We start from the raw sequence: 15,401 nt of genomic DNA on the forward strand, positions 1-15,401 counted from the left end.
GTCCGGAAATCTTCCCGCCCTGTCGGGATTTCTTCCCCCTGAGGAAGCGTGGGATGAAACTTGCTGCACAATGCAGGCTTCGCAAAAACCAGGACATGCCATGGACCTGAGATGGCGTCTGCTCGGTTCCCTCGGCATTCTGCTGACGGGGCTCATGCTGATGGCGATTGCCATCAATCTTTACTCGCTCAAGGGCGATATTCGCAACGAGATTGCCGCGTCGGAAAATCTCGCACGAGTCCTCCTAGAGGCTAGCCGCATGGCCTCCGAGACTCCAGCCCAGGAGGTGGAAGCCCAACTCTCCGCACTGCTGCAGGAGAGACCCTTGCGGCACCTGACCCTGGCAGTAAGCGGCATGCCTCCCCCCGGCCAAGAGGAGTCTGCCTTCCTGCGCCAGCTTGCCCTCTGGCTGGGTTTCGATCCCGCCCCCCAGAGCGGCCAGGATATCCGCCTGGGGGGGCAAGTCCTGCGCATCGCCGCCAATCCGACTTCGGAAATCGAGGAGCGCCTGACCGACACCCTCAGGCTGTGCGTCACGCTCGCCCTCTTCTCCGCCGCGACGCTGGCGGTGGCCTGGTGGTCGGCCCACCGGGCGCTGACCCCGGTCCGGGAACTGGAAGGCGGACTGCAAAGACTGGCTCGGGGCGAGGATGCCGCTGCCCTGCCCGCATTCGCCCTCAAGGAATTCCGCCGCGTCGCCGCGGCCATCGACGAACTGGCGGCCGCCCTGGCTGCCTCCCACGCCGCGCAACACCATCTCGCCCGCCAGCTCATCTCCGCCCGGGAAAAAGAGCGTGCCTCCCTGGCCCGGGAACTGCACGACGATATGGGTCAAAGCCTCACCGCCATCAGCGCCACGGCGGGTTTCCTGGAACGTCACGCAGCGGATCTCGATGCGGAGCGGGTCGGCGAGTGTGCCCGCGATCTGGGACGCGATGTCCGCGCCAGCCGGGAGCAGCTCCGCACCATGCTACGTAGCCTGAGGCCTCACGGACTCGACATTGCCGGTCTCCCGCATGCTCTGGAAGAACTCTTGGATCATTGGCGTCAACGCAGCCCGGACGTGGGCTTTCGCCTGGAAGTCCGCTCACCGCTTCCGGATGCCCCGGAAGCCGCGTGCCTCGCCCTTTACCGCATCGCCCAGGAAGCGCTCACCAACACGGTCCGGCACAGCAAGGCCACGACCTGTCTCGTCGCCCTGACGGGAAGCGCTGAACACCTCGAACTGCGCGTCGAAGATAACGGCAAGGGACCGCCGCGATCCGGCGTCACCCGAGGGACGGGCTTGCTGGGCATGGAAGAGCGGCTGGCGATGGTCGCTGGTCAATTGCACCTCACGTCCGCGAGCCCGAGGGGGTTTTCACTGCGCGCCTCGATTCCTCTTCCTCTAGCCACGGACGAAACCCGATGATTCGCATTCTTCTGGTCGATGACCACGCTGTCGTACGCAACGGTTACCGCCGGCTGCTCGACGCCGAATCCGGCCTGCGCGTCGTTGCCGAAGCCGCCAGCGCCGAGGAAGCGAACGCTGCCGTCGCCCGGGAAAAACCGGATATCGCCCTGGTGGACCTCACCCTCAAGGGCAGCAGCGGCATCGAATCGATTCGCGGCATGCTGGCACGGCGCCCTGAAATGAGGATACTCGTGCTCTCCATGCACGAAAGCGCCAGCCACGTCACCCAGGCCCTGCGCAGCGGCGCCCATGGCTACCTGACCAAGTATTGCGAACCTCTCGAAGTCATCGAGGGAATTCGCAAAGTCATGGCCGGGCGGCGCGTCTTTTCCCCCGAGATCGCCGAGACCCTGGCCCGCCAGGCCGTGGAGGGCGACGGCGATCTTTCCCACCTCACACCCCGCGAATTCGAGGTGCTTCGCCTGCTGGTTCAGGGTGAAACGCCGACCGGAATTGCCACGTCCATGCACCTCAGCCCCAAGACCATCCTCAATTACCTCTCGATCATCCGTCAGAAACTCGACGCCGACACCGACTTCAAACTGATTCAACTCGCCGCCCGCCACGGACTGGTGAACATCGCCGACCAGCGGGGTTCCTGACAGCCTGCGCAGCACCTGTCCGAAACGCCCATCCCTTCGCTAACTAGTCATTTCAGGCTAAGATGGCGGGGTGACTCAATGTCCATTCCTGCAACACCCTCAATCCACTGGAGAATCTCATGTTCACTCGCTCCGTCAAATTCATCCTTGCCAGCGCCTTCTTTGCTGCCAGCGTCGGAAGCGCCTTCGCCGACGCCGCCAATGACGAAAAGATGAAGAAGCTCGCCACCAACGCTGGCTGCTTCACCTGCCACGCCGTGAGCGGCAAGGGCCCCATCGCCCCCGGCACGGACAAGCCCATCGGCCCCGCCTGGCTTGATGTCGCCAAGATGTACGGCGGCAAGCCCGGTGCCGCCGACTTCCTGACTCGCGTCGTCCTGGAAGGCTCCAACCCCTACTCGAGCCACTGGAAGAACAAGGTCACGGGCGTGGCCATGCCGCCCAATACGGCTGCCATTTCCGAAACCGACGCCCGCTCCCTCGTCTTCTGGATTCTGTCCATGAAGTAAGACCGGGAGCCCTGTTCCGGGCAGCGTGCGAACCCGATTCGCACCCCGGAGGCCTTCCGTTGCGCCACGCCCCGCCCCGTCGCGGGGCGTTTGCATTGCGGGGAGTGAAGAGGATGCTCCCCTGCATCCACGGGCATACCGCGTCCAGGGCATTCGGCGCCCCCTCACCAGTCCAGCGAGGCTGCGCCGATACCCGGGAGTCAAGCCCCCTCGGTACCCCGATCCTCGCCCGACCCCTGCGACACCCCAAGTTTGCGGTACAGCGTTGTCCGCGTAATCCCCAGTTCTCGCGCCGCAGCGGAAATGTTGCCGCGGTGCCGTGCCACTGTTTCCCGCACCAGGCGGGCCTGGACGGCCCGCAGGTCGGCGCTCGTGGCGCGAACCCTCGACCCCCGAATCTCAGTCGGGACGTGGGTAAGGCCGAGGGTCTCCTCACCATCAAGCAAGGCAATCGAAAGCCGCAGCACATTGCGCAGTTGCCGGAGATTCCCCGGCCAGCTATATGCCCGCAGCGCACGGAGAGCCTCGGGATCGATACGGATGCGGCTCGACCCGGCCTCATCGACGAGCATGCGGCGCACGATGGCATCGAAATCGCTTCGCTCACGCAGTGCGGGCAGGGTGACGGTCATTCCCGACAGGCGGAAAAACAGATCGGCGCGGAACGCCCCCCTGGACACCAGATCCTGTAGAGACTGGTGGCTGGCGCAAACCAGGGAAATGTCCACCGGATATTCCCGCACGCCGCCCAAGGGGAGCACCGTCCGGGTCTCCAATACCCTCAACAGAACCGCCTGCAGCGGCAAGGGCATATCGCCAATCTCGTCCAGGAAGAGCGTCCCGCCGTTCGCTTCCCTGATCTTCCCCAGCGCCCCCGTACTCTTTGCATCCGTAAAGGCGCCCTCGACGTAGCCGAACAATTCGGCCTCGATCAGCCCCGCGGGAATGGCGGCGCAGTTGACCGCGATGAACGGCCCTTGCCGCCGCCCCCCGGAAGCATGGAACGCCCTGGCAAACCACTCCTTGCCGGAACCCGTTTCTCCCTGAATCATGAGCGGGATATCACGATCAAGGATGCGGCCCGCCAAGCGCGCCGCTTCCGCCAAGCTACCGTCGCCACTGTCCAGATCCGAGAGCCCCCGCTGAGGCACGAGCGGGTCCGCCTCCGCGGCATCCGATCCCCCTTGTCCCCTTGGCCGGGAAAGGCGGGCAAAGCAGACATTTCCTCCCTGCCCCGACACGGCAATGGATTCCTCGGGGAAGTCTCTTCCTCTTCGCAGCAACTCGCTCCACGACAGGCCCCAGCGCTCGCTCCACGAACACCCGGGCAAGGCCTCCAGGGGCAAAAGCGCCGCCGCCGCGCGATTGCGAGCCATAAGCCGTCCCGTCGCAGAAAAAACGGCAAGACCGTCCAGGGGGGAGCCAAACAAGTCCCTGCTGCTCTGGAGGGAAATGGTCCAGGCATTCTTGGGGACAGCGTCGACCAGACGATCCTCGATCAGCGAACGATGCATCTCGACCAGCGCCCTGCCGCAAGCCAAGTCCAGGCGATGGGCTGCCCCGATAGCCAGCACCCCCACGATGCGATCATCGATTCCAAGGATCGGCGCAGCGACACAATAGAAGGACTGGTTCTGGGCAAGAAAATGCGAGGGCCCCAGTATTTCCACCGATACCCCCTCGGAAAGGCACGTCCCGATGGCGTTGGTTCCCGCAACCCCCTCCGACCAGCGTGACCCGACCACCAGGCCCAGGCCCGTGCCCATCCTTCTGGCTGCGTCATCGCCAAGACAGGCGAGCACCGAGCCCGTGGCATCCGCCAAAACGACGAGGGTCGCTGTTCCGGCCAGCAGCCGGCCCAAGGACTCCAGAACGGGCAGGGAGAGTCGTGACAGGGGCGCGTCGAGCCGGGAGGGAAGTCCCTGAATTTCCGCCGAATCCGCCTCGGCAAGTCGCTTCCCGACGAGCAAGCCCGCGGCACGGCAGCGCTGCCATGAACGCTGAATCGCGTCGGGGGGAAGGGAGGGGAATGTCTGTCCTTGCATGCCGCAACCTATGCACATTCCATGCCGATTGGGAGCGCCCCTATACACGGGCGATGACCCCGCGAAACTGCTCCATGCCTGAACAACTGCTGCGCACTTGACCATGGCCCTGACCTCGACAAAGGTCTTAAGCACTTTGGCAGCATGCACGCCAGGCAACTGTTTTAATTGAATTTTATGTATCATCCAGGGTGCCTCGAAACTTGGCACGGCCCATGCTGGAGGAGCCTACCGATCGCCAGGCCCGACTGGCCGTGGGCGTCGGGTGTTTCGCCCCCTCATGGGGCGACATCCGAAGCATCGCCCGCCCGACCAGTTTCCAAGACTCCGTTTGTAAGAGATTGTCAGCAGGGGTAACCGCAACACAATCCCGGTCAACCAAGACTCGAACGACACGCTATATCCTCACCACCGTTCAAGGCATCATGATGCGACCCGTTGTCCCCGGCCCTTATCCGACGATCCCGGTTCCACCGCAGTTGAGAAGTCATGGCCCCATCGGTGGAGAAAGTGCGTCGGCAGTTCCTCAATCACTATCAGATGCCAGTTGGTCCGCACCTGCGGCCCACGGCGTTGTTTGACCCACCCTAGAAAGGAAAACAACCATGCTGCAGAAAGCCCTCGTTCCCCTGGTTCTCGCCGCCGCCTGTGTCGCCATCCCCGCCCAGGCCTCCGAAGCCATCGTCAAGAAAGCACGCTGCGTCGCCTGCCACGCCGTCGACAAGAAAATGGTCGGGCCGGCCTACAAGGATGTCGCCGCCAAGTACAAGGGTGATGCCGGCGCCGCCGCCAAGCTGGCGGAAAAGGTTCGTGCCGGCGGTACGGGTGTCTGGGGCCAGATTCCCATGACCCCCAATGGCCCGGACAAGATCAGCGATGCCGATCTCGCCGAAGCCATCAAGTGGATTCTCTCGCTGCAGTAAAGTGCCACACCCCTGGGGCGGGTCTTTGGTGCCCGCCCCAGACCTCGAACGCGCTCTATCGAATCCCTGCGGAAAATCGCGGGCCTAAGGCGGCTACCGCTTGGACAACCGTCCGGCAAGGCAATCGCGGTCTTCGTGCATTAGGGACCGGACCTACTTTTCCCAGCACGCCGTGCCCGCTGGGAAATCCGGGAAGCCTCACAACGGCGCGACGCGCCGTTCACACGCCACACTCCCCACACCACAGTCCGTGGCGCTAAAACCAGGACAGTCTATTTCTCCTGCCCGGCGGCCCCCGGAAGCATCCGACCGAGAACGCCGTCGCGCTTGACCCCATGCGCCAGGGCCGCAGCAATGTGAAGCGCAGCCAGGCCGGCGCCAGCCCAGACGAAGACCCAATGGGCACGCTTGAAGAGTTCGTTCAAATCCTTGTCCGGCCACCCGGCCTTGGGCAGATCGATGCCGAAGAACTTCATGGGAAAGGTCGTGAACGAAGACGACAGGTACCCGGCCACGGGAGCCAGGACCAGGAAGAGGTAGAGCGCGTGGTGCACCGACCGCGCCGCCAGAACTTCGAAGCGTGACCCGGGCAAGGCCGGCGGGCTGTTGAGCCGGCGCCAGAAAAGCCGCAGCAGAACCAACAGAAAGGCCAAAATCCCCAGGGACTTGTGCAGGCTGAAGGCCGCACTCCTCTCGGGGCCTTTGGGGAGATCCAGCATGGTCCATCCGAGCCAGAACAGCCAGAAAATCACGGCGGCCTGCAACCAGTGCAGCGCGATCGCCGGGGTACCGTAGCGAGGACTCGCCATATGCTCTTACCGGTTGAAGCGGCCCACCTTGGGCGGGGCCGCGGGGAGGGATCGCTGGTCCGCGCACAGCCCGGACCAGCGCGAAACGCGAGCGTCAGCCCGGCTGATAGGTAGCGTTGTGGCGCTTGAAAATCGCCGCAAGCGTTCCATCCGCCTTGAGCTCTGAGACTGCCCGGGTCAGAGCTGCCGCAAGCTCCATCTCTTCGGCCTTGACGGCCATCCCCAAGGACCAGCCCGACACCCGCAGTTCGGGCATTTCGACGGCGTCGACGACGAATTTCGACTGCCCCTGCATGACAGCCTCCAGTTCGGTCCGGGGCCCCATAATGGCCGCGATCTGTCCATTGGCGAGAGCCTTTGCAGCCTCGGTGTGGGACTTGAAATGCGCAACGTTTTCCCGCAGCCGCCCATTGAGGGCCGCCAACAGAAAATGGTCGGAAAGCGTGGCGATCTCGACGCCAACCTTTTCGCGGGTGAATACCTCAAGGGCCACCGCGGCGGAACCAACCAGCTTTTGAACTTTGGCCGGATCACGGGCCACCGCGATGGTTTCGCGGTGATAGGGAGCAAAGATCCGGACCTTGTCGTTCTGGCGGGCAAGGTGCTCGTCCACCGGAACATGCATCATGACGTCGGCAGGCTGGGTCCCCAGGTAGTGCCCCTTCCAGACCATATTGCGCAGATCGTCGTTCATGTCCTCGTCGGCATTGAACCCGACGACTTCCGCCGTAAGACCGAGTTTCTCCGCCAGCGCACGGCCGATATCGGCATCGATGCCCTTGGCGTCTTTTGAATAGGGCGGGAAGTCGTTGTAAACCGCAATCCGGAGGCGACCCCGCTTGCGGATCCCCTCCAGATCGGTTGCCGCCGCCGGCAAGGCACCGGCCAGCGGCAAGGCAGCAATGGCCTTCAGCCAGAGACGACGATCACTCGACATGCACGGTTTCCAGATACGCACGGATGGCCCACATGGCTTCCTGAGCGAAGGTCCCCTCGAACGGAGGCATGTACACGCGACCGTCACGAACCGAGCCCTTGCGAATGCGCTGCATGAAAATTTCGTCGCCATCGTCACCCTGGGGCAGGTAGCGCAGATCGGGGGCGATACCGCCCGAAATGGCCTCGATACCATGGCAACGGGCACAGTTCTGGTTGTAGGCGGAGGTGCCGACCTTGATGGCGGTGGCGTCCTTGCGGTACGGGTTGCTCTTCAGCCATTCGGCTCCCACGGGTTTGAGCCCGGTCGTATCGACGGCCTGGGGAACCACGTCACCGTGGGCGAACGCCGGGGCGGAAGCAGCGGAAACCCAACAGGCGACCGCCAGAGACGACAGAAAGCGGAAGGAAATTTTCACATTAGCTCCTTTTATGAGTATGCGGACAACGGCAAAAAATCCCTGGACCATAGCAATTTCCATTCCACCACCGGGGCCAGGAAGGGGACTCCGAGTTTACACGGGTTAACGGGCGAAATGGAATCCGGGCATACCCTGGCGGGAGAAAATCCTTGCTGCGACCGGGGGGACTATTGCTAATAAAATGGGCAGGTGTTACGTTATTAAACACAATCTCGAATAACACTATAACAACAGCGTGGAGCAGCAGCAGATGGGACAACTACAGCATGCGGGCGACGGGCACGGCGCTCGCCTGAAATTGGCGCGTGAACTTTTTTTTGTCAGGGGCGATCTCCCAGAAGGGCTGGTGGACCCCCTGATTCTCCGGTCCTGGGAGCGTTGCCGCCGCTTCGGTCTGGTCGAAACGGGATTCGCTCCCACGTCGGACTCCCTGGACCGGATGGCGCTGAAGACCGAGTTGGAACGCCAGCGCGATCTCGTGGCCATCGGCAAGCCGATCATGGAGCATGTCTTCGAACAAATCCGGGAGTCCAGCAGTATGGTCATCCTCGCCGATGCGAATGGCCTTCTGCTCCACACTCAGGGTGATCCGGACTTTGTCGACCGCGCCCACCGCGTCACGCTCTCCCCGGGCGCGTCCTGGGACGAGACTTGCCGGGGCACGAACGCGATCGGCACCGCCTTGGCCGAGGAGTTGCCGGCTGCGATCTTCGGGGCTGAACACTTTCTCGAACACAACGCATTTCTGACTTGCTGCGCGAGCCCCATCTTCAGCCCCGACGGAAGAATGCTCGGCGTCATCGACATTTCCGGGGACTATCGCAATCATCAGCGGCACACGCTCGGTCTGGTGCGCCTGGCATCCCAGTTGGTCGAGCGGCGCCTTTTCGAGCACCTCCATTCGCGCGACGTATTGCTCAGTTTTCATCGCCGCCCCGAATACCTGGGCAGTCCCAAGGAAGGCTTGGCGGCGGTTTCCCACGATGGGCAAGTCCTCGCCATCAACCAGGCGGGCCTCGAACAGTTGGGTATCCGGCGCGTCGACGTGGTGCGGCGCGATTTCTCCATGGTGTTCGAAACCAATTTCTCCACATTGATCGATCGACTCCGGTCCGATACCCAGGCGATGGGGGAAATTTCGGTCGGGGGGCACCGATTCTGCGTCCAGGTGCGCGGACAGTTCCCCGTGATCTCAGGTTCCGGACGTATCTTCGAAGAACCTGCGCTCAGTGCCAAACCCGCCCGCCGACCCGATGGATCGGGTTCAACCGGCGGTCCCACCCTCGACACGCTGAATGCCGGCGATGCCCAGTTCCAGTCCGCAATCGAGCGGGCACGTCGCATCCTGGGCAAGGACATTCCCATCCTGATTCAGGGGGAGTCGGGCGCCGGAAAGGAAATGTTCGCCAAGGCCTTCCACAATTCCGGTCCCCGGCGCAGTGGTCCCTTCGTGGCACTCAACTGCGCCGCCATTCCCGAAACGCTGATCGAATCCGAGCTGTTCGGCTACCAAGGTGGCGCCTTCACCGGAGCCCGCAAGGAAGGAGCTCCCGGCAAGATTCAGCAGGCCCACGGAGGGACGCTGTTCCTGGACGAAATCGGCGACATGCCGCTCAACCTGCAGGCCCGCTTGCTGCGCGTGCTGCAGGAACGCAGTATCACGCCGCTGGGGAGTTGCCGCGCCGTCCAGGTCGACATTTCCCTGGTTTGCGCCACCCACCGCAAGCTGCGGGAGGAAGTCGCGCGGGGCGGGTTCCGGGAAGATCTCTACTACCGTCTTAACGGCCTCTGTGTCACTCTGCCCGCCCTGCGGGAGCGCCACGACCTGAGGGAGCTGGCCATGACCCTGGTCCGTCACGAGGCGGGCCGGCGGGAGAACCTGCGCTTCTCGGAGACGGCTCTGCGCACCATGGAGCTTTACTCCTGGCCCGGCAACATTCGGCAGTTGAACAATGTGATTCGCGTTGCCATCGCCTTGCTGGACGACGACGAAGACACGATTACAGACGCCCACCTCCCCGAGGAAATGTTCGAGTCCAGCATGGCCGGCAAGCCCGGCCCCTGCCGGGTGCCGGACAGCGTCGCCGGGTCCGCAGCCAGCGAACAACCCGCAGTTGGAAGCGCGCGCAGCCTCGAAGAAATCGGCCGCCAGGCCGCCCTGCGGGCACTTGACGCCGCCGGAGGCAACATTTCCGCTGCGGCGCGCCAGTTGGGTATCAGTCGTAACACCCTGTACCGCAAACTCGGGCGCTTCTGAACGAGCAGGCGCCGCCCGACTGCCCAAGGGGCCTCACCGAGGGGCTTTCCCCTGGGCGGCTCCCGGTGTCGTCTCCGGGGCCGGGGCGGGCGCGAGCCATTTGGCCAGGACGATGTACAGGGCGTCCGGGTCGACCGGTTTGCTCACGAAATCGCTCATCCCCGCAGCCATGCAGGCAGCCTTGTCTTCAGGAAAAGCGTTCGCGGTCATGGCCACGACCGGCGTGTGCGCCCAGCCTGGCAAATCCCTGATTCTTCGGGTTGCCTCCAGGCCGTCGACGTGGGGCATTTGCATGTCCATCAGCACCAGATCGTAAGGATTTCCGGCGGCAAGAACGACCGCTTCCTCACCGTCGCAGACAATATCGACGGTCAGCCCCACATCGGCCAAGAGTTCGACAGCGACCTCCTGATTGATCGGATCGTCCTCGGCCAGGAGGATTCGGGTACCCGGACCCCGGGCACGCAAACGCTCTTCGGCACCGGCCGGGTTCGCCGCCCGTTCCGTAAGCACGGCGGCTGAAGGAGGGCCCGCATCCAGCGCCTGGGCGAGGGTCCGCGTACTCAGGGGCTTGAGGAGGACGCCCGCCATGCCGGCCTTGCCGGCCCGCAGTCCGAGGCTTTCGTCGCCGGACGCCGTCACCAGGAATCCGGCGGGCGACGCGGCTCCGGCGGCTTCACGAATGAGCTGGAAGGTTTCGATACCGTCGATATCCGGCATGTGGAAATCGAGCAGAGCGTAGTCGAAATCGCGACCGGCGCTCCGAGCGGCGTGATAGGCGGCGACCGCCGCAAGCCCCGTCCCGACGGCCTCACACTCCATCTCCATGCCAGTGATCAGGCGTTCCAGGACGCTGCGGGTGATGGGAAGGTCATCGGCCACCAGAACCCGTTTCCCGGCAAAGTGCTTCGCCCCTGGTGCAAGGATCTCATGGGACACGACGCCCAGCCGCAGCGTCAGCCAGAAGGTGCTACCAACCCCCAGAGTGCTACTTGCCCCGGCGTCTCCGCCCATCAGGCGGGCAAGGCTGCGGGTCACGACCAGACCCAGCCCGGTCCCGCCAAAGCGGCGCGTCGTGGAGGAATCAGCCTGCTCGAACGGTTCGAACAGCCGTTGCATATGCTCGGCTGAAATGCCGATCCCGGTATCCTGCACCTCGAAGCGGGCCAGCACGCTCCTGTCGTCCTGTTCCAGCACGGAAGCGCGCAGGATCACGCTCCCCGCCTCGGTAAACTTGACCGCATTGCTCAGGTAGTTGAGCAAGGCCTGGGCGATGCGGGTCGGATCCCCCTCCACCGCATGGGGCAGGTCTTCGCAATCGACCACCAGTTCCAGGCCCTTGGCCTGTGCCCGCTCCACGATCATGGTGCAGACCCGGTCGACCAGGGCTCGCGGTTCGAAGCGCGTCCTTTCCACCTGCAACTTTCCCGCCTCGATCTTGGAAAAATCCAGGATGTCGTTGATGATCGCCAGGAGATGGTCGGCGGATGCGGCAACCTTGGCCAGACGCTCGCCCTGCTCCGGGGTGGGATGGGTTTTGCGCAGGCGATGGGTCAGCCCGATGATGGCGTTGATCGGCGTGCGGATTTCATGGCTCATATTGGCCAGAAACTGACTCTTGGTCCGGGTGGCGGTCACCGCATGCAGGCGGGCTTCCTCCAGATCCCGAGTGCGCTCTGCAACCATGTCCTCCAGATGGTGACGGTGAGCCTCCAGTTCGAGTGCAACCCGTTTCTGCTCGGTCATATCCCGGCAGGAGCCGAGAAGATTTCCATCGGGCAGGACGATGGCATTCAATTCCACCGGTACGCGGGAGCCATTCTTGCGCAGCAAGACGAGATCGCTGCGCAGGTGCCGCTCAGCCCGAATTTTTTCCACTCCGGCCCTTACCTCGTCCAGGCGCTCGGGGGGCACCAGTTGCCACAGCAGCATCCCCAGCAGGTCGCCTGGTGTGCGGCCGACCAGTGCGCCTGCCTGGCGGTTGGCGTACACGCAGCGGTAGTCGCTTCCGATGATGAAGACACCATCGGCCGACTGATCGAGGATCCCCTGGAAGGCCCGCTCCCGCTGCGCCAGGCGTACCGCCGCGAGCAGGCGCTGCTGCCGCAGGAGCAGCAAGAGGATCGCCGCAGCAGCGAGGAGCACCCCGAGCGCCGCAAAGGTCGTCTGCAGGGCAAGGTCGCGCAGATCGCCGAGAACCTCGTCCCGATCGACCTTGGCGATCATGACCCAGGGGGTTCCGTCGATCGCTTCCGCGACGGCGAGGACGGGGATTCCCCGGGAGTCGATCCCGTCGATGATGCGCTTGCCCTGAAACAGGGCCTGGACCACCGGAAGTTGGGTCTGCGTCCGCTCGATGCGGCGCGGTGCCGCAGAGATATCTTGGTCATCGTGCCCGAGCAGGACCAGCGCGTGATCGCCCTGGCGTTCCACGAGATGGGTCCGGGCACTGCGCGTGGGCGCGGGCCAGGTGCGCAGGGCTGGGAACAGGGTGGCGCTCGGGTCGATATTGAGCAGCACCACGGCAGCGAGGGTCGTGCCACCGGGGGTCGTGGAATGCACCCCCACGGCAAAGGACAACTCGCTGCGATGTTGCGGCGCGGTGGCCGACGGCGAAAAATCGATGAGCACCGGCTCACCGCTCTCCCGCAGATCCCCTTGTACGCCGGAGTGGAGGTCCAGCCGGTCGTGCCAGGGTTCGCCAATGTACAAGCGGCGCCGCCCCTGGGGGTCGAAGACCTCGATGCCGGCGTAGCCGTAGTAGTGCCGTACCAGATTGAGGCGAACCAGGATATCCGCCGCCCGCCTCCCCTCGGGACCTGCAAAGAGTCGGGAGAGCTCCTCCGCATCCAGAATGCCCTGGGCAAGAACCTTGGCGTCCCCACGCCGCTCCCGCAGCCATTCCTCGATCTGCCTCGCCTTGAGCACCGCAACCGACTCCAGCCGCCCGACCTCGCGCCGGTGCAACTGGCTCGCCTGCAAGCCATACACGGCAGCGCCCGCCCCGCAGACCAGAACTGCGATGACCAAGAACAGGACTGCGAAGCGGAAATCGGACCGCTGCATTGCGCTCCATTAAGGTGGTGGGAGCCCCGACACCCCAGGCCACGTGCCTGAAATGGGGGATTGCGGAACAGGGTATCCGGCTTGAGGCCGATGCGACAAGCGCCGGAAATCCTGCCGCTCGCCACCAACAAACCAAATTTGTTAATTATTGCATTTTTGGCATTCAAGTCAAGCCCGGAGTCCCGCGGTAATATGATGTCTTTTTCCCGCCCCCCCATGAAATCGCCCGCCCAAGTCCTGTTCAGCGGGGAAACCCCCTTCCCGATTCTGCCAGCCGTCGACCACTACGCCGGCTCCGAGCGGCTCATCCTGAAAGCGCTCGACCTCCAGGCCCAGTTGGGGCCCATTTTCGACATCACCTGCGATTGCGAAGACGGCGCCCCCGCCGGGGCCGAAGCCGCCCACGCCGAGATGGTGGCCGGACTGATCGCCTCCCCCGGCAATCGCTACGACCGCGTCGGGCTACGCATCCACGACATCACCCATCCCCACTGGCGACGGGATCTGGAAATCACCCTCCCCCGCTGCGGTGACCGGCTTCCCTTCATCACCCTGCCCAAGGCCTGCCGACTCGACGACGTGCGGACCCAGATCGCCTCCCTGCGACAGATCGAAGCGGCTTTAGGCATCGAGCGGCCCATCCCTGTCCATGTGCTGATCGAAACCCACGGCGCCCTGCGCCAGGTCTGGGACATCGCCGCCCTGCCCGGCGTCGAGAGCCTGGATTTCGGCCTGATGGACTTCGTTTCCGGCCACCACGGCGCCATCCCCGCCTGGGCCATGACCAGCCCGGGGCAGTTCGAGCATCCCCTGGTCGCCCGGGCCAAGGCCGAAATTTCCGCCGCCGCCCTGGCCAACGGCATCGTCCCCACCCACAACGTAACCACGGAACTGAAGGATATCGAAGTCATCCGCAACGACGCCCGGCGCGCGCGGGAACAGTTCGCCTACCTGCGCATGTGGAGCATCCACCCCAACCAGATCCTCCCCATCGTCGAAGCCTTGCGCCCCGATTTTTCCGAGGTGGAGACTGCCATGGCCATTCTGACGGCGGCCCAGGACAACGCCTGGGGCCCGATCCAGCATGCCGGCAAACTGCACGACCGGGCGTCCTATCGCTACTGGTTCGACCTCCTGGCCCGGGCCCGGGTCACCGGCATGGCGCTGCCCGAAGCCGCGCGGCAACGCTTCTTCCCCACGTCCTGATCGGTCCCCATGCTGCGGCTGCTCTACCGGGACGACCGGGTCGCCATCATCGACAAACCCCCGGGCCTCCTGGTCCACCGCTCCCAGGTGGACCGCCGGGAAACCCGCTTCGCCATCCAGTTGCTGCGCGATCAGATCGGGCGCCGGGTCTGGCCGGCCCATCGCCTCGACCGGGGCACCTCCGGTGTCCTGGTCTTCGCGCTGGACGAGGAAGCCGCGCGCTGTCTCGGCACCCAGTTCCAGGCAGGCCGGGTAAGCAAGACCTACCGGGCCATCGTCCGGGGCCACCCCGCGGAATCCCTGATCATCGACCACCCCTTGGAGCCCATTGACGATCCTTACCTCCGCTCCCCCGACGCGCAAGCCTCACCGGCCAGAAACGCCCTCACCCACCTGAAGCGCCTGGGGGTCTTCGAACTCGATATCCGCGTCGATCGCTACCCGAGCAGCCGCTACGCCTACGTCGAACTGGAGCCGGAAACGGGCCGCCGGCACCAGTTGCGCCGCCACCTCAAGCACATCGCCCACCCCATCATCGGCGATTCCACCTACGGCAAGGGGCGCCATAACCGCCTGTTCGCAGAACGCTTCGGCGCGGGCCGGCTGCTGCTCGCCTGTACTGCCATCACCTGGCAACACCCGGACGACGGGCGCCCCATAAAAACCGAAGCGCCAGTGGGCGACAGCTTCGCCGCCACACTGGCGCTTCTGGGCTGGGGCGGCGATCAGTAACCGATCGACGACTCGAGCTGCTCCTGGCGTTTGAGTTCCCGCTCCAGTTCCACCAGATCTGCCCCCAAAGCATCCCGGGCAGATACCATCCCCACGGGGCGGCCTTGGTCGTCCAGAACGGGAACATGACGAAACCCGCCTTCGGCCATCATGTGCAACGCATAGGCGAGGGGCTTTGAAGGCCGGATGGTCTGAAGATCCGCAACCATCACTTGAGCGACCTTCGTTTCATCCGGATCAAGGCCCGCGGCAAGCACCTTGTTCAAGGCATCACGCTCGGTGAAGATGCCCGCCAGCCGGTCACCCTCGACAACCAGCAAAGCTCCAATTCTGTTCTGCGCCATGACCCTGCATGCGTCACGGACCGTGTCGTTCTTGTGGCCGGTAATCAAGGTGCGGCCGGAAATAATGTCTGCAATCAGTCTTCTTGGCATGGTTGTC

Annotated in this window: 13 protein-coding genes; 7 read left to right on the plus strand and 6 right to left on the minus strand. The window is 64.1% G+C overall.

Features of this window, described 5'->3' with window-relative positions:
* The first annotated feature begins 100 nt into the window (after window positions 1–100).
* From IPM73_10950 to IPM73_10960, 3 genes are all read left to right on the plus strand, one after another.
* A complete protein-coding gene (locus IPM73_10950) occupies window positions 101–1,411 on the plus strand; it encodes a sensor histidine kinase (protein MBK8918532.1) in 1,311 nt (436 codons plus the stop codon).
* Window positions 1,408–2,055, plus strand: a complete 648-nt coding sequence (locus IPM73_10955) for a response regulator transcription factor (GenBank protein MBK8918533.1) — start codon at window positions 1,408–1,410, stop codon at window positions 2,053–2,055. The genes IPM73_10950 and IPM73_10955 overlap by 4 nt, the downstream gene beginning before the upstream one ends.
* 119 nt (window positions 2,056–2,174) lie before the next feature.
* The gene (locus IPM73_10960) at window positions 2,175–2,564 is read left to right on the plus strand and encodes a c-type cytochrome (protein MBK8918534.1); all 390 of its coding nucleotides are present in this window, start codon (window positions 2,175–2,177) and stop codon (window positions 2,562–2,564) included.
* 200 nt (window positions 2,565–2,764) lie between these two features.
* Here the strand turns inward: IPM73_10960 and IPM73_10965 are convergent, their stop codons facing one another.
* Window positions 2,765–4,609 (minus strand): sigma-54-dependent Fis family transcriptional regulator, encoded by a 1,845-nt coding sequence (locus IPM73_10965; protein ID MBK8918535.1) that lies wholly within the window; start codon window positions 4,607–4,609, stop codon window positions 2,765–2,767.
* A 605-nt stretch (window positions 4,610–5,214) separates the two neighbouring features.
* Between IPM73_10965 and IPM73_10970 the strand changes: the two genes are divergently transcribed.
* On the plus strand, window positions 5,215–5,532 hold the full coding sequence (locus IPM73_10970) for a c-type cytochrome (GenBank protein MBK8918536.1): 318 nt from the start codon (window positions 5,215–5,217) through the stop codon (window positions 5,530–5,532).
* A 272-nt stretch (window positions 5,533–5,804) separates the two neighbouring features.
* Here IPM73_10970 and IPM73_10975 read toward each other — a convergent pair whose 3' ends face one another.
* The 3 genes from IPM73_10975 to pedF all read right to left on the minus strand — a co-directional run bounded on the left by IPM73_10975 (window position 5,805) and on the right by pedF (window position 7,747).
* Window positions 5,805–6,341 (minus strand): cytochrome b, encoded by a 537-nt coding sequence (locus IPM73_10975; protein MBK8918537.1) that lies wholly within the window; start codon window positions 6,339–6,341, stop codon window positions 5,805–5,807.
* Between the two features lie 94 nt (window positions 6,342–6,435).
* Window positions 6,436–7,278, minus strand: a complete 843-nt coding sequence (locus IPM73_10980; protein MBK8918538.1) for a transporter substrate-binding domain-containing protein — start codon at window positions 7,276–7,278, stop codon at window positions 6,436–6,438.
* Window positions 7,268–7,747: a cytochrome c-550 PedF gene (gene pedF / locus IPM73_10985; protein MBK8918539.1), complete on the minus strand. Its 480-nt coding sequence runs from the start codon at window positions 7,745–7,747 to the stop codon at window positions 7,268–7,270. Before pedF ends, IPM73_10980 begins: the two co-directional genes overlap by 11 nt.
* Window positions 7,748–7,949: 202 nt before the next feature.
* Between pedF and IPM73_10990 the strand changes: the two genes are divergently transcribed.
* Window positions 7,950–9,956, plus strand: coding sequence for a sigma-54-dependent Fis family transcriptional regulator (locus tag IPM73_10990; protein MBK8918540.1), 2,007 nt, complete (start codon window positions 7,950–7,952; stop codon window positions 9,954–9,956).
* A 33-nt stretch (window positions 9,957–9,989) separates the two neighbouring features.
* On the opposite strand, the gene IPM73_10995 is transcribed toward IPM73_10990, so the two are convergent.
* Window positions 9,990–13,022: a response regulator gene (locus IPM73_10995; GenBank protein ID MBK8918541.1), complete on the minus strand. Its 3,033-nt coding sequence runs from the start codon at window positions 13,020–13,022 to the stop codon at window positions 9,990–9,992.
* A 216-nt stretch (window positions 13,023–13,238) separates the two neighbouring features.
* On the opposite strand from IPM73_10995, the gene IPM73_11000 reads away from it, so the two are divergent.
* Together IPM73_11000 and IPM73_11005 are read left to right on the plus strand one after the other, a co-directional pair.
* Entirely contained in the window at window positions 13,239–14,228 is a 990-nt protein-coding gene (locus IPM73_11000) for a CoA ester lyase (GenBank protein ID MBK8918542.1), read from the plus strand.
* Window positions 14,229–14,237: 9 nt separating this feature from the next.
* Complete coding sequence (locus IPM73_11005) at window positions 14,238–14,960, plus strand: pseudouridylate synthase (GenBank protein ID MBK8918543.1); 723 nt, start codon at window positions 14,238–14,240, stop codon at window positions 14,958–14,960.
* Here the strand turns inward: IPM73_11005 and IPM73_11010 are convergent.
* Window positions 14,954–15,394, minus strand: coding sequence for a CBS domain-containing protein (locus tag IPM73_11010; protein MBK8918544.1), 441 nt, complete (start codon window positions 15,392–15,394; stop codon window positions 14,954–14,956). The genes IPM73_11005 and IPM73_11010 overlap by 7 nt on opposite strands.
* Window positions 15,395–15,401: the final 7 nt, after the last annotated feature.

It is taken from the genome of Betaproteobacteria bacterium, assembly GCA_016720065.1.
Classification (GTDB): domain Bacteria; phylum Pseudomonadota; class Gammaproteobacteria; order Burkholderiales; family Rhodocyclaceae; genus SSSZ01.